Origin of the sequence: Methylobacterium gossipiicola, assembly GCF_900113485.1 — a bacterium.
Classification (GTDB): domain Bacteria; phylum Pseudomonadota; class Alphaproteobacteria; order Rhizobiales; family Beijerinckiaceae; genus Methylobacterium; species Methylobacterium gossipiicola.
The window spans coordinates 145,457-163,438 of the sequence record NZ_FOPM01000006.1; the positions used below are offsets into that span (position 1 = coordinate 145,457).

The following is a 17,982-nucleotide window of genomic DNA, read 5'->3' on the forward strand; positions in this document are numbered from 1 at the left end:
TGAACCTTCACCTCCGGGCTCGCGTTCGATCAGCAAGACTTCCTCATCGAACGGGACGACAAACATGAATCGATTTCTTCTCGCATCGGCGGCCGTGGTCGGCACCCTCATGCTGATGCCGGCTTCGGCCGATGCCCGTGGCGGCTTCCGGGGCGGCGGCGGCCATATCGGCGGCGGATTCGGCGGTGGCGGTTTTCGCGGCGGCTTGGCGGGTGGCGGATTCCGGGGCGGCCTAGGTGGAAGCGGCTTCCGCGGCGGCCTCGCGGGCGGCGGCTTTCGCGGCGGCCTCGGCGGGGGGCGCTTTGGCGGCGCCACGGCGGTGGGGTTCGGCGGCGGCGCGGCCCTCGGCGGCTACCGGGGCGGCTATCGCGGTGGGTTCCACCGGGGCGGCTATCGCGGCGGCTTCGCCGGGAACCGATACGGCTACGGCCACCGGCGCGGCTATGGCGGCCTCGGCCTCGGCGTCGGCCTGGGCCTCGCCGGAGCTGGCATCGGCTACGGCCTCGGCAGCGGCTTCTACGGGGACGATTACTATGGCGGCGGCTACGCCCCGGCCTATTACGGCGGTGGCTATGGCGCCTACGGCGGCGGTTACGCCCCGGCGGCCTACGGCGTCGAGACCGGTCTCGCTCCCCAGGGGGACGACGTCGCCTACTGCATCCGGCGCTTCCGGTCCTACGACCAGCGCTCGGGCACCTATCTCGGCAATGACGGCCGCCGGCACGCCTGCCCGCAGCCGTGAGGCGTGATCGAGCCTCCTGAACGATCGAGGGGCCCCGGCGGATGCGCCGGGGTCCTTCCCGTTGGGGCGCCGGGTCGAATCAGCCGCCCTGCAGACTCTCGGCGAAATCGTCCGGGATCTCGCCGAACCGGCCGAGGATCGTGGCGCTCTCGAGTTCGCCGGTCTCGTCGTCGGCCACCACCTTGATGGCGGCGGTGCCGGGCATGCGCCCGGCCATGGCCTCGGCCTTCTTCAAGGCGCCGCTCTCCGTCGGGGCGAGTTCACGATCGCCGGGCACGAGGCGCTTGCGCTTGATCACGAAGGTCTGGACCAGGAACGTCGTCTTCAGGGCCATGGCGGTCTCCACCGGGCGGGCTCGCCACCGGACGGGCGGCTCCTACCACGAAACCGGGGCGGGTTTCCTCACCACAGACGAATGAGACGGTAGCCCGCGACCACGTCGCCGGGGTCGATCCCGGCGGCGGCCGTGATCCCGAGGCTCGCGCGGAACAGCACGCGGCTGAACGCGCCCGAGACCAGGAACAGCACCAGCAGCACGAAACCGGCCTGTTGAGCGCCGACATCCCCCACGGCCCGCCACGACGGCGGCAGCCACGGCCGTACGGCCCGATAGCCGTCGAGGCCCGGAACCGGGACGAGGCTGAGGACGAGGGCCATGCCCTGGAACAGGACCGACACCGCCAGCACGGCGCGCAGGGGCCCCGAATCGACGTTCGCCAGATGGTACAGCAGCGTCAGGACGACGAGGCACAGGAGCGTCATGGCGGGGCCGCCCAAAGCCACGGCGAGGGCGCCCGCGCGGTCGCGCAGGCCCTCCGATTCCAGGGGCATCGCCCCGCCCGGAAAGCCGATGCCGCCCAGAACCGTGAACAGCAGGGGCAGCACCACCGTCACCACGGGATGGGCGAAGCGCAGGGGATCGAGGCTCAAGGCGCCGGACGCCTCGCCCCCCGCCCGCCGCGCCACGAAGGCATGGCCGAATTCGTGCAGGCACAGGCCGAGGACCCAGCCCGCCATCACGAACGCGAAGGCGGCGCCCGATCCCGCGACGAAACCGGCGCCGAGGCCGAAGCCGAGGCTGCTGACGAGGAGGAGGAGAACGAGGAAATTCGCGCCGACGCTCGGTTCCGGCCCGCCCGTGGTGCCTCGCGACATGGTCTGCTGCATCTCGGGTTCGGGTGTTGGAGGACGAGGGTGCGAGGAGGCCGCGCGGTGCCGGAACCGACCGCCTCCGCCCGAGGAGGGCGCGGCGCGACGCAACATCGCTGATGACACGCGCCCGTTCACCCCTACCTCAGGGCCGGCGTCAAGCACAGCCGTGGGCTCGACGTCGCAACCCGGCCACGCCGCCGCATCAGGGCCCCATGCGCCTCGTTCTCATTCTCCTCGCCTGGGGGCTCGGCCTCTACGCCGTCGCCGTCGGCCTGCTCGCGACGTTCCAGCGCCACCTCATCTATCCCGGCGCCTTCTTTTCGAGGCGGCTGGAGGCACGGCGCATCGCCCCGGCCGGCACCGCGACGATTGCCGTGGCGACGGCGGACGGAGAACGCCTCCTGGCGTTCTGGCGCCCACCGGAGCCCGGCTGCGGCGTGGTGCTGAGCTTCCACGGCAACGCCTCGATCCCCGAAGCCGGGGCCGCGCGCTTTACCGGGGGCCCGTGGGCGGCGGCGGGCTGGGGCGTCCTCGCCATGGCGTATCGCGGCTATCCGGGCTCGACGGGCAGCCCGAGCGAAGACGGCCTCCTCCGCGACGGTCGCGCGGCCCATGCCGCCATCGCCGAACGGGCGCCCGGCGCGCCGGTCCTGCTGCATGGCCATTCCCTCGGGGCAGCCGTGGCCGTGGCCGTGGCGGCCGAGCGCCCGCATCTCGGCCTCTATCTCGAGGCGCCGTTCGACTCCCTCCATCACCTCGTCGGCTGGCGCTATCCCATGATGCCGCGCCTGTTCCTTCGGGACACCTACCGATCCGACCGGCGCATCGCGGGGAGCACCGGCCCGGTCCTGGTGGTGCATGGCACGGAGGACGGGGTGATTCCGGTGGACTTCGCCCGCCGCCTCGCGGCCCTGGCCGGCTCCCGCGCGCGCCTGGAGATCATCCCGGGCGATCATGTCTCGATCCTCGGCGCCCGCGACGCCGAGGCCGGCGCCCTGTTCACGCCCGCCTGCCGCTCGGCCGCCCTCGCCACCCCCTGAAAGGCTCTCCATGGGACGACGCGACCGGCGCTGGCGCGAAGACGACCCCAGCACCCACGGCCCCCTGGCACCCGCGCCGGCGATCTGCCCCCTGTGCGAGCGGCCGATTCCGCCCGGCGCCAAATCGAGCCTGCATCACCTCACGCCGAAGCTAAAGGGCGGCGCCAAGGCCGGCACCGTGCGCCTGCACCAGATCTGCCACTCGGCGATTCACGCCCGTTTCAGCGAGGCCGAGATCGCCCGGCGCCTCGCCGACACCCAGGCCCTGCGCGACGACCCCGAGATGGCCCGCTTCCTCGACTGGGTGCGGACCAAGCCCGACGATTTCCACACCGCGACCCGGATGACGCGCACCCGCCGGACGAGCCGGCGGGACCCGTCCTGACCGCCGCCGACGTCCTCGGTTTCACGAAGGATTCGTCACGATCCGATCCCTCCGCGATCCGGTATCGCGGCCTTTACGACTTCGTCCCGACAGTCCGCCCGAACCAGCGAGGGAGTGCGGGGCATGGGGGACACGGCGAATGGGGCGCGGCTCGCCTGGGTCGACGTCGCCAAGGGGCTCTGCATCGTCCTCGTGGTGATGATGCATTCCACCCTCGGCACCGGCGAGGCCATGGCGGAGGCCGGCTTCGGGCACGAAGGCTTCCTCCATCACGTCGTGGCCTTCGCCAAGCCGTTCCGCATCCCGGATTTCTTCCTCCTGTCCGGCCTGTTCCTCGGCCGGGTGATCGACCGGGACTGGCGCCTGTTCGCCGACCGCCGGGTGGTGCATTTCGCCTACTTCTATTTCCTCTGGGTGGTGATCCAGTCGGCGACGAAGTACGGCGCCATCACGGGCGGGGCCGGCCCCGGCGCCTTCGCGCATCACCTCGTCCTCGCCCTGGTCGAGCCGTATTCGAGCCTGTGGTTCATCTACCTGCTGGCGGTGTTCTCCGTGGTGACGAAGCTCCTGCGCCGGGCGCCGTGGCCGCTGCTCCTCGGGGGCGCCGCCCTGCTGCAGGTGTTGCCGATCCGGACGGAGATCTACCTCCTCGAGGAGTTCTGCGCCCGCTACGTCTGGTTCGTCGTCGGCTACCTGTTCGCCGAGCGGATCTTCGCCTTCGCCACCGCCGTGCGGGCGCATCCGCGCGCGGCGCTCGCCGGCCTCGCGGCCTGGGCCGTGCTGGAGGGCGTCATGGCCTTCACCCCCTCGGGCTACGCCGCCTACCCGACGCTCGCGAGCCTGCCCGGCCTCGGCCTCGCCCTCGGCGGCGCGGGCGCCATGGCCATCGTGGCGGGCGCCGCGCTCCTCACCCGCGCCGGCGGCCCGGTGACGGCGGCCCTGCGCGCCTGCGGGCAGCGCTCCATCGCCATCTACCTCGCGTTCTTCCTGCCCATGGCGGTCACCCGGACCGTTCTCGTCAAGACCGGGGCGATCCCCGATGTCGGCTGGGCGAGCCTCGTGGTGACGCTGACGGCGATCCTCGTGCCGCTCGCCCTGGAACGGGCCGTGCGCCACACGCCCCTCGCCTTCCTGTTCCGGCGCCCGGCGGCGTTCCACATCGTCGGCGACCGCGCGCCTGTCCGGCCGATGCTGCGCGGCGCCTGACCCGCCGGGGCGGGATCGAGCGCCTCGGAGTGGGGGCCGCGCGAAGGCACCGACGCATCGACCGAGCGATGAATTGCGCAAATTGCCTGATGCATGCATGGGCAATTTGCCTTTCTATTCGGCAAGAAAAATCTTAATTGTTTTTCCGCTAGACGATATCTAACCTAAAGACATTCAATCGCGGACTTGGTCTGTCCATGCTCCCACCTCCTCTTCGACACACATGGCAGTGGGGCACCTTCGGCAGGGCGGATTTTTCCACGTCTCTCGGCGGAGCCTCCGACCGATCGGGCGCATCGGTGGGGCCGCGTCATCGCCCCACCGAAGAAACCGGGTCTTCGTCCCCATTTAGCGACCAGCTCATCGAACAGAACCGGCGCTTCGATGCGGCCTTGGAGAACATGAGCCAGGGTCTGTGCATGTTCGATGCGGAGGGACATCTCCTCGTCTGGAACAAACGCTATCTGGAGATCTTCGGGCTCGCGGCCGATCAGCTCTGGGTCGGCATGTTCCAGCGGCAGATCCTCGAGACCCTCGTCGCCCTCGGGCGCTACGCGCCGGGCTTCACCGTCGACAACCTCAGCGAAGGGACCCGGATCTCCCTCGTGCAGGGGCAGGCGACATCCATCCTGCGGGAACTCGCGGATGGGCGAACGGTTTCGGCGACCCACCGGGCCATGAGCGGCGGCGGTTGGGTGGCGACCTTCGAGGACGTGACCGAGCGCCGCCGCAACGAGGAGCGCATCACCTACATGGCGCGGCACGACGCCCTGACCGATCTGCCGAACCGGGTGGCGCTGCACGAGATCGGCGCCACCCTGCTGGCGCAGCTGGGGCCGGGTCAGATCCTCGCCGTGCTGTGTCTCGATCTCGACCGGTTCAAGCCCGTCAACGACGGGTTCGGCTACGCGATGGGCGACACCCTCCTGCAATGCGTCGCGCAGCGGCTGCAGCGGCACGTTCCGAGGCGCGCCACCGTGGCGCGCATGGGCGGTGACGAGTTCGTCGTCCTCCACCCCGTCGAGACCCTGGCGGATGCCGAAGCCTTGGCCCGGCGGCTGATCACGGCCGTGAGCGCCCCCTACGACATCGACGGCTCCCGGCTCGAAATCGGCATGAGCGTCGGGATCGCCCTGTCCGGTGACGGCGATGTCGCGGCACTCCTGCAGAACGCCGACCTCGCCCTCCACCAATCGAAATCGGATGGGCGCGGCACGTCGCGCGTGTTCGAGGCGCAGATGGACGCCCGCGCGCGGGCCCGCCTCACCCTGGAGCGGGAACTCCGGGACGCCCTGACGAACGGCCAGTTCGAGGTGTTCTACCAGCCCCTGGTCGATCTCGGCAGCAACGACATCGTCGGCCTCGAAGCCCTGGCGCGGTGGCGGCATCCCGAACGCGGCCTCGTCAGCCCGGCCGTCTTCATCCCGATCGCCGAGGAGACCGGCCTCATCGTGCCCCTGGGCGAATGGGTGCTGCGCCAGGCCTGCCGGGATGCCGCGCGATGGCCCGGCCATGTCCGCGTCGCCGTCAACGTGTCGCCGCATCAACTGCGCCAGCGCACCTTCGCCACGATGGTGGTCTCGGCTCTCGCCGAGAACGCCGTCGATCCGCGACGCCTCGAACTCGAAATCACCGAGAGCGTGCTCCTCGAGGAGACGGACGCGAATCTGAAGACCCTGCACGCCCTGCGGGCCTCCGGCGTCCGCATCGCCATGGACGATTTCGGCACCGGTTACTCGAGCATCAGCTACCTGCGCAGCTTCCCCTTCGACAAGATCAAGATCGACCGCTCGTTCGTCCGCGAGATCGGCGAGAAGCCGGAAGCCGCCGCGATCATCCGGGCGATCATCGGTCTCGGCCAAAGCCTCAACATGACGACCCTCGTGGAGGGCATCGAAACCGAAGGTCAGCGCAAAGCGGTCCTGGCCGAGGGCGCCGACGAGATGCAGGGCTACCTGTTCAGTCATCCGTGCCCCGCGCGGGACATCGATGCCCTGTTCGACGGCGCGCATCCCCGGACGGAAGCGGCCTGAACGGCTCCGGACGGTCCCACCCACCATCCGCGAACCGACTTCAGGCCGCCACGGCGCGCGGCACCGCGAGACGCGCCAGAAAATTCCCGATCTCGCGGCGGCGGTTGGCGTCGTCCACGATCTGAGCGTCGATGCCGTGGCGCGCCAGAAGATCGGGGTGGCCCGTCCCGTCGGCGTGCAGGCGGGCGAGGTCCGCGGCGAAGGACTCCACCGCCGCCTCATCGGCGCATTGGCCCGAATCCACCACGTCGGACGCGCTCGTGCGCAGCATGGCGGCCAGGACGTCGAGGTCGAGTTCGGGGTGGTACTGGGTGCCCCAGAACGTGCCCGGCCCGTGCCCGATGACGATGGCCTGGATCGAGCAGGCGTTGTCGGCGAGGAGCTCGGCGTGGTCGGGCAGGGTCAGCACCGCGTCGCCGTGCACGGCCGGCGCATCGAAGCGGGCGGGGCGCCCGGCCAGCAGGGGGTGGCGGGCGCCCGCCTCCGTCGCCGCGAGGCCCCGGGCGAATCCGTACTCGCCGCCCTTCGGGTTCGGCCCGGCGGTGCCGCCGCAGGCGACGGCCGCGACTTGCATCCCCCAGCACGAACCGAACACCGGCAGGCCGGCGGCGAGGGCCGCGCGCATGAGGGCGATCTGGCGGGTCACTTCCGGCGCCCCATCGCCGATCTTGAGGGCCGAACCGGTGACGACGAGGCCGGCATAGGCCGAGAGATCGTGCCCCGGCGGCAGGGCGGTATCGGCATCGGCCGGGCTGACGAGCGTGCAGGTGCAGGACGGGCCGCCCTGCGCCTCCGCGAGGGTGCGCAGGATCGTCGCATAGGCTTCGGCCGAGGTCTGTCCCGTGGCCGCCACATGGTCGGCACGTCCCGAACGGTCGTTGCCGTCGGCGACGAGGATATTCAGCATCGGTGTGTCCTGAAGGGAGGCGGAGCGAAACCGCCCGGATGAACGGCGGGGCGAACGCGGCCGTTCCGAGGGCGCGTCGCCGCACGCCTGCCTCAACAGGGGGCGGCTAAGCCCCCGGCATGGGTTGGCCAAGCCCCCGGCAGGGGTTGGCCCCCCCCCCCCGGCACGGGCTCGCCAAGCCCGGCCGCGCTAAGAGACCCTTAAACCCGCCGTATTTACCGTGCGGAACCAGACCCGTCCCATTGGGGGGATGCTCTGAAACACGACAGGACGCATGGCGAAGGGACGCGGACGCGACGGACGGGGTGAGCCGAACTTCGACGTGCCCGAAGGGCGCGCCGCGAATCCGGCCGACCTCGACCTGCGCCTGTCGCGGGCCGATCGCGCGGGGGGCGGCGTGGCACGACGGGCAACCGAGACCAAGGGCCGGCGCGCGGAGCCCCCGGAGCGCCCCCTGGCCCCCGCGCGCGCGCGGGGGCGAAAGCCCCGGCGGCGTTCGCTCCTCGGGCGCTTCGTCTATGCCGGGGTGGTGCTCGGCCTGTGGGCCTTCATCGGGGTCGCGGGGCTCGTGGCCTACCACGCCTCGCAGCTGCCCCCCATCGACCAGCTGGCGGTGCCCAAACGCCCGCCCAACATCGCGATTCTCGCGAGCGACGGCTCGCTCCTGGCGAATCGTGGCGAGACCGGTGGCCGCGTCGTCGGCATCAAGGAGTTGCCGCCCTACCTGCCCCGCGCCTTCGTGGCCATCGAGGACCGGCGGTTCTACGGCCATTTCGGCGTCGATCCCGTGGGCATCCTGCGCGCCATCGGCCAGAACCTCACCCGGCGCGGCGTGGCCCAGGGCGGCTCGACCCTGACGCAGCAGCTCGCCAAGAACCTGTTCCTCACCCCGGAACGCTCGGCCTCACGAAAAATCCAGGAGGCGATCCTGGCCCTGTGGCTGGAGCACAAATACACCAAGGACGAGATCCTCGAACTTTACCTCAACCGGGTGTATTTCGGCGCCGGCGCCTACGGCGTCGAGGCGGCGGCCCAGCGCTATTTTGGCAAGCCCGCCAAGGCCGTCACGCTCGCCGAGGCGGCCATGCTCGGCGGCCTCGTCCAGGCGCCGTCGCGTCTGGCGCCGAACCGCAACCTGCCCGCCGCCCAGGCCCGCGCCGCCCAGGTGCTCGCCGCCATGGAGGAGCTCGGCTTCGCCAAACCCGCCGACGTGAAAGTGGCGCTCGCCCAACCGGCCCGGCCGGCGGGCACCCGCGGCGGCGGCTCGGCCAACTACGTCGCCGACCTCGTCATGGACGTCCTCGACGACTTCCTGCCGAAATTCGACGCCGACATCGTCATCTCCACCACCGTCGATACCGGCCTCCAGGCGGCGGCCGAGAAGGCCCTCGTGGACGAGCTGAATCAGAAGGGCGCGAAGTTCAACGTCGCCCAGGGCGCGGTGGTGTCGATGCGGCCGGACGGGGCGATTCGGGCCCTGGTGGGCGGGCGCGACTACGGGCAGAGCCAGTTCAACCGCGCCACGACGGCGAAACGCCAGCCGGGCTCGGCGTTCAAGCCGTTCGTCTACCTCGCGGCCGTGGAGCACGGCCTCACCCCCGACACCGTGCGGGACGACGCGCCCATCAACATCAAGGGCTGGAACCCGGAGAACTATTCGCGCGACTATCGCGGCCCCGTGACCCTGCGCGACGCGCTGGCCCACTCCCTCAACACCGTGGCGGTGCGCCTCGGCCAGGAGGTGGGGCCGAAGACCGTGGTGCAGACGGCGCAACGCCTCGGCATCTCCTCGCCGCTCCAGGCCAACGGCTCCATCGCGCTCGGCACCTCGGAGGTGACGCCCCTCGAACTGGTCGGCGCCTACGCCGCCTTCGCCAATGGCGGGACGGGGGTGATCCCGTACGTCATCGCCAGCATCAAGACCGGCGACGGCAAGCCGCTCTACAAGCGCAAGGAGGGCGGCCTCGGCCGGGTGATGGACGCCAACGCCGACGCGATGATGAACGCCATGATGCACGAGACCTTCGTGTCTGGCACCGCCCGCAAGGCCGACATCCCGGGCTGGGATCTCGCCGGCAAGACCGGCACCAGCCAGGATTTCCGCGATGCCTGGTTCGTCGGCTTCTCGGCGACCCTGGTCACGGGCGTCTGGCTCGGTAACGACGACGGCGAATCCACGAAGAAGGTCTCGGGCGGCAACCTGCCGGGCGAGATCTGGAAAGCCTACATGACCACGGCCCTGAAGGGGCAGACCCCGGTGATGCTGCCCGGCGCCAAATCCTGGCGCAACCGCCCCGCAGCCCCCGCGCCCGCCACCGAACCCTCCGCCCCCACGGGCGGCGTGCTCGGCGCCCTCCTCGGCGAGCCGCAACCGGCCCCGCGCGTGGCGACGGCGGCCCCCGCGCGCCCCGCCCCGCGCAAGGACGACCGCAACTTCATGGAGAAGCTGTTCGGCGTCGGAGAGTAGAAGCGGGCGGCGATCACGTCGGATCGGCGCGGGCGCCGGAAACGGTCTCGCTCGACGCGAGGGCCCCCCACGTCACGCCCGTCCAGGGACCGGTATCACGGGCTCCCCCCACGCGATCGCACCGGAGGAGCCTCCGCCTCCGTGCGAGGAGCGGACGCGAACCATTTCTTAAGATTTGACCTCGAACCTCGCTTTATGAGCGAGTTTTGCAACCGTTCCCTCCGGGCTTTCCGCCGCCTGTCCGGCGACCGAACCGGCGCGATCGTGGTGATCTTCGCCCTCGCGCTGATCCCGATGATGATGCTGGCGGGCATGGCGATCGATTACGGCGCCAACGCCAACCTGCGCCAGCAAGCCCAGAACGCCGTCGACGCGACGGTCCTGTCCCTGGCGAAACTCCCGCCCGCGACCACGGACGCGGTCCTGCGCGACAGGGCGACGAAGCAGGTCACCGCCGCCCTGAACCGGAGCCAGTCCGCGGATCTCGCCATCGCGACGGACCGGACGGGCGACAGCATCACCGTGACGGTGACGGGCACGACGCCCACCACCCTGACGCGGATCGCCGGCTTCACCGGCCTGCCGCTGACCGTCTCCGGCACCGCCCGGCGGGGGTCGGGCAACCTCGAGATCGCCCTCGTCCTCGACAACACCGGCTCCATGCGGGGCACGAAGCTCGCGAACCTCAAGGCGGCGGCGACGGATCTGGTGACGGGCCTGTTCGGGGAGGCCGATCCGGCCCGGCCCAACGCCCTGAAGATCGCCGTGGTGCCGTTCTCCATGACGGTGAATGTCGGCCCCGCGCATGCGGGCGCCCCCTTCATCGACCGCGACGGTCTCAGTTCGATCCACTCCCAGATCTTCGCCCAGAAGGCGAATCGCCTCGCCCTGTTCGGCAAGCTCGGGGTGCCCTGGGGCGGCTGCGTCGAGGCGCGGCCGATGCCCTACGACGTGTCCGACACGCCGGCCTCGGCGGCGGTGCCCGACACGCTGTTCGTGCCGTATTTCGCCCCCGACGAGTCGGATTACGACGTCAACGCCGTCAACGACTACCTCAACGATTATCCGCTTCTCGGCGGCCTCCTGGTTCTCGACAACCGGATCCGCCAGGGCCAGGTCGCGAAGTACGGCACCGCCTTCAAGGTCTCGAAGACCGACCGCTCCGGCGGCCCCAACGGCTATCTCTACGGCCCCAATGCCGGCTGCGAACTCCAGCCGATCACGCCGCTCACCACCTCGAAGGCGACGCTGACGGGCGCGATCGGGGCCATGACGGTGAGCGGCGACACCAACATTCCCCTCGGGCTCGTCTGGGGCTGGCACGCCCTCTCGCCGAGCGGTCCCCTGGTGCGGGGCGCCGACGCCGCCGACGCCACCGTGCGCAAGTACGTGGTGCTGATGACCGACGGTCAGAACCAGATCTCCAACACCCTCTCGAGCAATGGCTCGTTCTATTCCGGCCTCGGTTACATCTGGGCCAACCGCGTCGGCACGGTGTCGTCGGATCCAGGAGCCCGGACGGCCGCCCTCGACGGGCGCCTCGCGACGCTCTGCACCGCCATGAAGGCCGCCGGCATCCAGATCTTCACCGTGCGGGTCGAGGTCGCGGATGGCGGCGGCGGCGTGCTGCGGACCTGCGCCACGAGCCCGTCCATGTCCTTCGACCTTACCGATTCCGCCGACCTCACCACCGCGTTCCGGGCCATCGGCGCCCGGATCGGCGAGCTCAGGATCGCCCGATAGGAGAGTCTCATGCCGGCAGGCCTTTGCGCTGCGCTCTTCCTCCGCCTCACCCGGTTCCGCGCGGCGCGGGAGGGCTCGGCGGCCGTGGAGTTCGGCATGGTCCTGCCGCCGTTCTTCATGATCCTCAGCGCGGTGTTCGAGGCCGGGCTCCTCACCCTGGCGCAGCAGACCCTCGATACCGGGGTGGACCGGGCCGGCCGCACCGTGTTCACCGGCGCCTTTCAGGAAAAGGCCGACGGTTCGGACCCCGCCACGCGGTTCCGCGCCGCCCTGTGCGACGGCCCGGCCCTGTTCGACTGCGCGGCCGTGAAGGTCGAGGTCACCACCGCCCAGACGTTCTCGGCCACCGCCCTGTCCGACCCCTACGACGCGAACGCCAAGGCCCTGGCGGCGGGCTTCGGCACCCGGTTCCAATGCCCCGCCGGCAACGACGTGGTGACCGTGCGCGCCGCCGTGACGGTGCCGCGGTTCTTCCCCCTCCTCGACCTGTCGCCCCGCAAGCTCGGATCGGGCGGCCAGCTCCTCGTCGCCACGGCGGTGTTCCGCGCCGAGCCCTACGCGGCGGGCCGATGCTAGTGCATCGATCCAGACGGAGGCTTCAGCCGTATCTGGAAAAATTGATGCCAAAACAAAAGCCTCGTGCTCTGGCGCAGGAACGAAGTGATTGCGTCACAGCACGAGAGCATCGATCCGAAAGCTGGGAACCGGCTTTCGGAAAGAAGCCGATCCCGGCCAATCGCGTAGAGCGCCGCCGTCTGAGACGATGGATGGAGAACGCGGACGGCCTCGCAGCCCTCGAATTCGCCCTGATGGCGCCGATGATGCTCCTCATCCTCATGGGCAGCATCGAGTTTCCCCGCGCCTACGGCACGAGCCAGCGGCTGCTCCGCTCCGGCCGGGCCATGGCCGACCTCATCGCGCGCGGCGGGATGCCGAACGCCGACGACGTGTTCGCGGCCGGGTCGGCGGTGACGTTCCCCACCGATCTGACGGGCGCCGGCATCGTCCTCACGGCCGTGGGGGTCTACCCGGAGGGCACCGGCACGGTGGCGAAGGTCTGCTCCAGCGTGGCCCGCAACGCCGCCCCCCGCGCCGTCGGCAGCCTCCTCGGGCCACCGCCGGATTCCGAGGCGGTGGCGGGCGCGCGCTACGTCATGGTCGAGACCACCTACACCTACGTGCCGATCTTCAACCTCTTCCCCGCCCTCAAGGCCCTCACCTTCACCAAGCAGGTGACCTGGCCCATGCGTGGCACCGGCCCCGCCGCCATCGAGACGATCCTGCCCGGCGGACGGGCGTGCCCGGCGAGTTGAGGACGAGAGGTCGATGGATCGCGACAGCCCCTCGCTTCGGGAGGCCATCCCCGTGAGGAGGGCGTGGGTTTTCCACCGACATGGCTGCCGCTTCGGCCAAAGCAAGCATGTCGTACCAACTCGATCGCGCGGGCCCCTCCCCTGGAAGGAAAGGGGACCTGTCGCGCTCGTCGCCGATCCGTTGAATCTTACGAGAGCTCCGCAGTGGGAAGGGACCGAGGGTTCGTCATCTTCGTGACCATGCAAAAGTGCTCAACCCCTGAACAGTCGCTCCCCTCACAGCATCGGGAGATGACGCGGGCGCGGGCCGCGCGGGAAGGCCGCGTCGAGGCGGGCGATCTCGGCGGCGGCGAGGACGAGGTCCCCCGCCGCCGCGTTGGCGCGGGCCCGCTCCGGGCGAGCCGTCTTCGGGATGGCGAAGACGCCTTCGTGACGGGTGAGGAAGGCGAGCGCCACGCCGTACGGGCTGGTGCCATGGGCCTCGGCGATCTCCCCCAACACCCGCCCGCCCCGGCTCTCGGGGTCGGGAAAATCGCCGCTGCCGAAGGGGGAATAGGCCACGAGGGCGACGCCGTTGCGCCGGCACCACGGCGCGACGGCGTGCTCGATGGCCCGTTCGCCCAGGTGATACAGCACCTGATTGCATGCGATGGCACCGGGGCCGGCGATGCGCAGGGCTTCGTCGAGGCCATCGACGTCGAAGTTGCTCAGGCCCCAGGACAGGATCTTGCCCGCCGCCTTCAGGGCCTCGAACCCCGCGATGGTCTCCTCCAGGGGGTACGAGCCCGGCCAGTGCAGGAGGTAGCCGTCGAGGCGGTCCGTGCCGAGACGCTTCAGGGAGCGCTCGCAGGCCGCCACCGTGCCGGCCCGCGACGCGTTGGAGGGCAGCACCTTCGAGACGAGGAACACCCGCTCGCGCTGCCCGGCAATGGCCTCGGCCACCAGGGGCTCGGCCTCGCCGTACATCTCGGCGGTGTCGATGTGGGTCAGACCGGCCTCGAGCCCCGCCCGCAGGGTGGCGAGCGCCGCCGCCCGGTCGTCGTCGTCGAGGCGCCACGTGCCCTGGCCGATCACCGACACCGCGCGCCCCGTGGCGCCGAATGCGCGTTGCCTCATGCTCCCGAGCCCTTCTCCGCAATGATCCCATTCCAACGCGCCGGGACGGCATTCGGCGCCCCGGCGCGGCTGCGGCCATACTGACGCCATCATGGGACGGTGTGCAGGGGCGTACGGTTCCGCTTCCACAGCGCCGCCCGCGCGGCGCCGGCACCATCGCGAGGGATCCCCCGTGGGCAGCGCCGCTCCGTTCCCGATCCGCGCTCGACCGCTCCTCACAGGCCATGATCTCGATGCCGCACAAGGATGGCGCGGGTCCCCTCTCCTGGAAGGAGAGGGACAGGGTGAGGTGAGTGACCTCTTCGGAGATGGACGACACCTCACCCCAACCCTCTCCTTCCAGGAGAGGGAGCCTGTTGCGCTTCGACCCGACGCTTCGGTCCACCCAACCGGCCATCCGGTGTGGCGACTGACGGCTCTCGTCCTGAACGGGGCCCACGCCTGATGCTGCCGCAGCACCGCTGGTTCTGGATCCTCATCCTCGTCGCCTGCGGCGGGGCGGGCCTGCTCTACAACGTCCTGTTCGTCGGGGGCGCGACGCCGCTCGCCGGCCTCGCCTACGGCGTGTCGGTGGGCATCACCACCCTGGCCTTCGACCGGGGCATGATCCTCGGCGGTCTCCAGGCGCGGATGCGGCGGATGCCGGCCAAGCTCTACGTGCCGGCCGCCGAATTCGCCTACGTGCTCATGATCGCGGCCGGCATCGCCCTGGGCGGCCTCGTGGTCTGGGCGCTCGGGCTCACGGACGACGACCTCGCCCACGCCGTCAAGATCACGCCCCGGGTGCTCGCCTATTCCCTGGCGGTCTCGGCGCTCCTCGTCTTCGTGATCCGCATGCGCGACCTCATCGGCGGCGAGGTGTTCGTGAATTTCCTCGTCGGGCGCTATCACCGCCCCGTGCGTGAGGAGCGCATCTTCCTGTTCCTGGACGTCGTGGGGTCCACCGCCTTCGCGGAGACCCACGGCGACCTGAAGGCCCAGGCGTATCTCGGCGCGGTGTTCGCCGCCATGGCCGAACCCGTGCGCCGGAATGCCGGCTCCACGGACGATTACATCGGCGACATGGCGATGATCACCTGGCCCATGGCACGCGGCCTCAAGGACGCGCGCTGCGTCGCCTGCGTGTTCGACGTCATGGACCGCATCGAGGCCGAGGCCGATGCGTGGCGGGCGCGGTTCGGCACGGTGCCGCGCCTGCGCGCGGCTCTGCACGGCGGCTCGGTGGTGACGGCGGAAGTGGGCGTCGACCGCCACAAGATCGCGTATTTCGGCGACGCCGTGAACGTGACGTCCCGGATCGAATCCCTGTGCCGGCCGCTCGGCACCGAAATCCTCGTCTCGGACGATCTCCTCGCCCGCCTGCCGCACCTGCCGCCCGGCATCGTCGCCCGGTCGCTCGGGGCACACGCCCTGCGCGGGCGCGGCCAGCCCCTCAGCGTCTCCACCCTGGAGCGGGCCGACGCCTCGGCCGGACCGGTCCCCCTCCCCCGGCGCGCGGCGGCCCGATGAGCGAGACCCCGAGGATCATCGTCTATATCGACGCCGATGCCTGCCCGGTGAAGGACGAGACCTACCGGGTGGCGGCGCGCTACGGCCTCCCCGTGGTGGTGGTCGCCAACACGTTCCTGCAGGTTCCACGCGAGCCGTGGATCGAGCGCGTGGTGGTGAGCGACAAGTTCGACGCCGCCGACGATTGGATCGCCGAGCGGGCGCGGCCGGGCGCCATCGTGATCACCGCCGACGTGCCGCTCGCCGCCCGCTGCGTGAAGGCGGGGGCCGAGGCTCTCGCCCCCACGGGCAAACCGTTCAGCGAGAATTCCGTCGGGATGGCGCTGGCCACCCGCAACCTCATGCAGGAGCTACGCGAGGCCGGCGCCGTCACGGGCGGCCCGAAACCGTTCTCGGCCCGCGACCGCTCGGCCTATCTCGGCGCCCTCGACCGGACGGTGATGCGGTTGAAACGCAATGGGTTCGGGTGATCCGGCGACTGTCTCGCGGGTCCCGGGTCGCCTTCCGCTGGCGCCGCCTGCGCCAGGGACGGGGCGGTTCTGCCGAGCCAGAGCCTTACAGGCCGACGGCGGCCTTCAGGGCGGCGTTGACGCGGTCCTGCCAGCCGGGACCGTCCTTCTGGAAATGCTCCAGCACGGCCCGGTCGAGGCGCAGGGACACCATCTCTCGGGCGCCCGGCACGGCGGGGGCGGCCTGCGGAGCCGGGGCGGCGGGGCGGGACGCCGGCGCGGGTTTCGTGGTCGCGGCCTTGAAGGCGGCTTCCGCCGCCTGACGGGGGTCGCTCGGGCGGCGGGAACGCTCGAATGCCATGGCGATGTTCTCCGGACCCTACGGTTACGACCGCTTGCGCTTCGGCGGGGCCGCTGCGGCGGCTGCGGCGGCGGCCTCCGCGTCGGCGGCCTCCTTGGCCAGCCGCAGGGCGCGCAGGCGCACGGTGCGCTCGTCCACGGCTTTGACGGCGGCGAGATGCTCGGCCATGGCCTCCGCGCCTTCCTTGGCCATGCGCTCGGCACGCTCGGCACGCTCTTCGGATCGGGTCCGGGCGTCGGTCTCGTCGCTCATTGCGTTCCTATCCTCGGCCCCTCCCGTCATCACACGCAACATCGTCGGGTGAACCCGGGCGAGGTGGGCTCGCGCGGTTCGGCGACCGATGGGTGGCACGACACGCACCGGATGGCCGCTCAGGCGGCGGTCGGGCGGCGGAAAAGGCTGGTCCACACACCTTCGCGCGGATCGGCTTCAGGCGGGATGTTTCCCATGTAGCATAGCGCGGGCGGAAAAGGCCAATCACTCCGGTGTCGATCCGCACGTCTTCGTACGTCATCCCGTGGAAACAGCACGCGATCGACCGTTTTCTCGGTCTTCCCGCGCGCGGCGGCCGGGACCGCTCGTCCCGCCCGCCGCGATCCGGGTGTCAGAACACCGAGATGAGGACGATCCCCGCGACCATGAGGGCGGCGCCGCCGAGCCGCGCCGCGCCGGCCTTGACCTGCTTCATGCCGACCCAGCCGAAATGGTCGAGGGCGACGGAGGTGAGGAGGTTCGCCGTGATGAGCAGGCCGTTGAAGGCGCCCGCCCCGACCTTGTCGACGAACAGCAGGCCGCCGAACACCGCCACGGCGCCGGTGATGCCGGCGAGCGGCATCCACCAACGCACGCCCTCGACATCCTGACGGGTCGGGAGGGGTTTCGGCCGCAGCAGGAACACGAGGACGAACACGAAGACGACGGGCAGGAACGACACCATGGCGGCGAGCCACGGATTCACCAGGGCGCCGCGCAGCTGCGAGTTCCAGACCACGCCCACCGCCTGGAGGATGCCCGCCACCACGATGAACGGGTAGAGCAGCTTCGGGTTGAGGCCGTGTCCCTCGTCCTTCTCCCCGCCCTTGTCGGCCGTGGTGCGGGCGATGAACACGACGCCGACCGCCATGAGCAGGCCGCCGAGCCACGGCATGACCTTGAACCCGCCGCCCTGGAGCCCGAACAACCCGAACGCGTCCATGGCCAGCGACGCCAGGATGTTGGCGGTAAGGGTCAGGCCGTTGAACGGGCCGGCCCCGACCTTGTCGATGAAGGCGAGGCCGCCGAACACCGCCACCGCTCCGGCGACGCCGCCGAGCGGTGCGTACCAGGGCATCTTGCTCAAAGTGTCCAGGGTCGGCAGCGGCGTCGGCATCACCAGGAACAGGGTGGCGAACACGAACACGATGGGCAGGAACGACACGCAAGCGGCGAGCCACGGGTTCACCAGCTTGCCGCGCAGCTGCGCGTTCATGGAGTTGCCGAGGGCCTGCAGGGCACCGGCGACGAGGATGAAGGGATACAGGAGGGCGGGGCTCACGGGGTGCCTCGTGGGGTGCGGGAGA

Annotated in this window: 18 protein-coding genes; 11 read left to right on the forward strand and 7 right to left on the reverse strand. The window is 70.8% G+C overall.

Going from position 1 to position 17,982, the window contains the following annotated elements:
- Positions 1-64: 64 nt before the first annotated feature.
- Positions 65-742, forward strand: a complete 678-nt coding sequence (locus BM249_RS07140) for a BA14K family protein (RefSeq protein WP_091970349.1) — start codon at positions 65-67, stop codon at positions 740-742.
- A 79-nt stretch (positions 743-821) separates the two neighbouring features.
- Here the strand turns inward: BM249_RS07140 and BM249_RS07145 are convergent, their stop codons facing one another.
- Both BM249_RS07145 and BM249_RS07150 read right to left on the reverse strand, forming a co-directional pair.
- Positions 822-1,076: a hypothetical protein gene (locus BM249_RS07145; protein ID WP_091970351.1), complete on the reverse strand. Its 255-nt coding sequence runs from the start codon at positions 1,074-1,076 to the stop codon at positions 822-824.
- Positions 1,077-1,144: 68 nt separating this feature from the next.
- The gene (locus BM249_RS07150) at positions 1,145-1,909 is read right to left on the reverse strand and encodes a site-2 protease family protein (RefSeq protein WP_091970353.1); all 765 of its coding nucleotides are present in this window, start codon (positions 1,907-1,909) and stop codon (positions 1,145-1,147) included.
- 197 nt (positions 1,910-2,106) lie between these two features.
- On the opposite strand from BM249_RS07150, the gene BM249_RS07155 reads away from it, so the two are divergent.
- From BM249_RS07155 to BM249_RS07170, 4 genes are all read left to right on the forward strand, one after another.
- Positions 2,107-2,934 carry an alpha/beta hydrolase gene (locus tag BM249_RS07155; RefSeq protein ID WP_091970355.1) on the forward strand — a complete coding sequence of 276 codons (828 nt, stop codon included), beginning with the start codon at positions 2,107-2,109 and terminating at the stop codon, positions 2,932-2,934.
- Positions 2,935-2,944: 10 nt separating this feature from the next.
- On the forward strand, positions 2,945-3,319 hold the full coding sequence (locus BM249_RS07160) for a restriction endonuclease (RefSeq protein WP_091970357.1): 375 nt from the start codon (positions 2,945-2,947) through the stop codon (positions 3,317-3,319).
- Between the two features lie 123 nt (positions 3,320-3,442).
- Complete coding sequence (locus BM249_RS07165) at positions 3,443-4,525, forward strand: acyltransferase family protein (RefSeq protein WP_091970359.1); 1,083 nt, start codon at positions 3,443-3,445, stop codon at positions 4,523-4,525.
- Positions 4,526-4,824: 299 nt separating this feature from the next.
- Positions 4,825-6,558, forward strand: coding sequence for a putative bifunctional diguanylate cyclase/phosphodiesterase (locus tag BM249_RS07170; protein ID WP_425284802.1), 1,734 nt, complete (start codon positions 4,825-4,827; stop codon positions 6,556-6,558).
- Positions 6,559-6,598: 40 nt separating this feature from the next.
- Here BM249_RS07170 and BM249_RS07175 read toward each other — a convergent pair whose 3' ends face one another.
- The gene (locus BM249_RS07175; RefSeq protein ID WP_091970362.1) at positions 6,599-7,465 is read right to left on the reverse strand and encodes a type 1 glutamine amidotransferase; all 867 of its coding nucleotides are present in this window, start codon (positions 7,463-7,465) and stop codon (positions 6,599-6,601) included.
- A 274-nt stretch (positions 7,466-7,739) separates the two neighbouring features.
- On the opposite strand from BM249_RS07175, the gene BM249_RS07180 reads away from it, so the two are divergent.
- The 4 genes from BM249_RS07180 (at position 7,740) to BM249_RS07195 (ending at position 12,988) form a co-directional block, all read left to right on the forward strand.
- The gene (locus BM249_RS07180) at positions 7,740-9,932 is read left to right on the forward strand and encodes a transglycosylase domain-containing protein (RefSeq protein WP_091970364.1); all 2,193 of its coding nucleotides are present in this window, start codon (positions 7,740-7,742) and stop codon (positions 9,930-9,932) included.
- 195 nt (positions 9,933-10,127) lie between these two features.
- Positions 10,128-11,675, forward strand: a complete 1,548-nt coding sequence (locus BM249_RS07185) for a TadE/TadG family type IV pilus assembly protein (RefSeq protein WP_091970366.1) — start codon at positions 10,128-10,130, stop codon at positions 11,673-11,675.
- A 9-nt stretch (positions 11,676-11,684) separates the two neighbouring features.
- Complete coding sequence (locus BM249_RS07190) at positions 11,685-12,251, forward strand: TadE/TadG family type IV pilus assembly protein (RefSeq protein WP_091970368.1); 567 nt, start codon at positions 11,685-11,687, stop codon at positions 12,249-12,251.
- A gap of 191 nt (positions 12,252-12,442) precedes the next feature.
- Positions 12,443-12,988, forward strand: coding sequence for a TadE/TadG family type IV pilus assembly protein (locus tag BM249_RS07195; protein WP_091970370.1), 546 nt, complete (start codon positions 12,443-12,445; stop codon positions 12,986-12,988).
- Positions 12,989-13,264: 276 nt separating this feature from the next.
- On the opposite strand, the gene BM249_RS07200 is transcribed toward BM249_RS07195, so the two are convergent.
- Entirely contained in the window at positions 13,265-14,104 is an 840-nt protein-coding gene (locus tag BM249_RS07200) for an aldo/keto reductase (RefSeq protein ID WP_091970372.1), read from the reverse strand.
- A gap of 444 nt (positions 14,105-14,548) precedes the next feature.
- Here BM249_RS07200 and BM249_RS07205 point away from each other — a divergent pair, with 444 nt between their 5' ends.
- A complete protein-coding gene (locus BM249_RS07205; RefSeq protein ID WP_091970374.1) occupies positions 14,549-15,613 on the forward strand; it encodes an adenylate/guanylate cyclase domain-containing protein in 1,065 nt (354 codons plus the stop codon).
- The gene (locus BM249_RS07210; RefSeq protein WP_091970376.1) at positions 15,610-16,083 is read left to right on the forward strand and encodes a YaiI/YqxD family protein; all 474 of its coding nucleotides are present in this window, start codon (positions 15,610-15,612) and stop codon (positions 16,081-16,083) included. The genes BM249_RS07205 and BM249_RS07210 overlap by 4 nt, the downstream gene beginning before the upstream one ends.
- Before the next feature lie 85 nt (positions 16,084-16,168).
- Here BM249_RS07210 and BM249_RS07215 read toward each other — a convergent pair whose 3' ends face one another.
- From BM249_RS07215 to BM249_RS07225, 3 genes are all read right to left on the reverse strand, one after another.
- Entirely contained in the window at positions 16,169-16,423 is a 255-nt protein-coding gene (locus BM249_RS07215) for a BrnA antitoxin family protein (RefSeq protein WP_091970377.1), read from the reverse strand.
- A gap of 24 nt (positions 16,424-16,447) precedes the next feature.
- Positions 16,448-16,675 (reverse strand): hypothetical protein, encoded by a 228-nt coding sequence (locus BM249_RS07220; protein ID WP_091970379.1) that lies wholly within the window; start codon positions 16,673-16,675, stop codon positions 16,448-16,450.
- A 352-nt stretch (positions 16,676-17,027) separates the two neighbouring features.
- Positions 17,028-17,957 (reverse strand): DMT family transporter, encoded by a 930-nt coding sequence (locus BM249_RS07225; protein WP_091970381.1) that lies wholly within the window; start codon positions 17,955-17,957, stop codon positions 17,028-17,030.
- Positions 17,958-17,982 lie beyond the last annotated feature (25 nt).

Excerpts from the sequence above, each read along its gene's own strand:
- BM249_RS07140 (WP_091970349.1), top strand. The coding sequence starts at position 65 with ATGAATCGATTTCTTCTCGCATCGGCGGCCGTGGTCGGCACCCTCATG.
- BM249_RS07145 (WP_091970351.1), bottom strand. The coding sequence starts at position 1,076 with ATGGCCCTGAAGACGACGTTCCTGGTCCAGACCTTCGTGATCAAGCGC.
- BM249_RS07150 (WP_091970353.1), bottom strand. The coding sequence starts at position 1,909 with ATGCAGCAGACCATGTCGCGAGGCACCACGGGCGGGCCGGAACCGAGC.
- BM249_RS07155 (WP_091970355.1), top strand. The coding sequence starts at position 2,107 with ATGCGCCTCGTTCTCATTCTCCTCGCCTGGGGGCTCGGCCTCTACGCC.
- BM249_RS07160 (WP_091970357.1), top strand. The coding sequence starts at position 2,945 with ATGGGACGACGCGACCGGCGCTGGCGCGAAGACGACCCCAGCACCCAC.
- BM249_RS07165 (WP_091970359.1), top strand. The coding sequence starts at position 3,443 with ATGGGGGACACGGCGAATGGGGCGCGGCTCGCCTGGGTCGACGTCGCC.
- BM249_RS07175 (WP_091970362.1), bottom strand. The coding sequence starts at position 7,465 with ATGCTGAATATCCTCGTCGCCGACGGCAACGACCGTTCGGGACGTGCC.
- BM249_RS07180 (WP_091970364.1), top strand. The coding sequence starts at position 7,740 with ATGGCGAAGGGACGCGGACGCGACGGACGGGGTGAGCCGAACTTCGAC.
- BM249_RS07185 (WP_091970366.1), top strand. The coding sequence starts at position 10,128 with ATGAGCGAGTTTTGCAACCGTTCCCTCCGGGCTTTCCGCCGCCTGTCC.
- BM249_RS07190 (WP_091970368.1), top strand. The coding sequence starts at position 11,685 with ATGCCGGCAGGCCTTTGCGCTGCGCTCTTCCTCCGCCTCACCCGGTTC.
- BM249_RS07195 (WP_091970370.1), top strand. The coding sequence starts at position 12,443 with ATGGAGAACGCGGACGGCCTCGCAGCCCTCGAATTCGCCCTGATGGCG.
- BM249_RS07200 (WP_091970372.1), bottom strand. The coding sequence starts at position 14,104 with ATGAGGCAACGCGCATTCGGCGCCACGGGGCGCGCGGTGTCGGTGATC.
- BM249_RS07205 (WP_091970374.1), top strand. The coding sequence starts at position 14,549 with ATGCTGCCGCAGCACCGCTGGTTCTGGATCCTCATCCTCGTCGCCTGC.
- BM249_RS07210 (WP_091970376.1), top strand. The coding sequence starts at position 15,610 with ATGAGCGAGACCCCGAGGATCATCGTCTATATCGACGCCGATGCCTGC.
- BM249_RS07215 (WP_091970377.1), bottom strand. The coding sequence starts at position 16,423 with ATGGCATTCGAGCGTTCCCGCCGCCCGAGCGACCCCCGTCAGGCGGCG.
- BM249_RS07220 (WP_091970379.1), bottom strand. The coding sequence starts at position 16,675 with ATGAGCGACGAGACCGACGCCCGGACCCGATCCGAAGAGCGTGCCGAG.